This window comes from Microvirga pakistanensis, from assembly GCF_004458765.1.
Lineage (GTDB): Bacteria > Pseudomonadota > Alphaproteobacteria > Rhizobiales > Beijerinckiaceae > Microvirga > Microvirga pakistanensis.
In genome coordinates, this window is the sequence record NZ_SPJX01000587.1 from 1 (window position 1) to 223 (window position 223).

The following is a 223-nucleotide window of genomic DNA, read 5'->3' on the forward strand; positions in this document are numbered from 1 at the left end:
TCGAACGCTTGGCGCGCCTGATGCTGCGGCCCTTCGGGATCCGCATCGGAGAGAACACGCCGATCCTGTCCGCGTCTGAGGAAATCCGCGGCCAGGTCGCCCTGCTGCACACGGAGGGCGGCGTCGCGAAGGTGCAGCGCGACATGCTGGGAGGGCTGCTCGATCTGGAAGACCTCACCGTCTCGGAGGTCATGGTCCACCGGACGAAGATGCGCACCATCAA

The 223-nt window shown here is 65.9% G+C and carries 1 pseudogene; it reads left to right on the plus strand.

What is annotated here, in order from left to right:
- Positions 1 to 223 (plus strand): annotated as a pseudogene (locus E4K09_RS23985) (hypothetical protein); the annotation flags it as partial.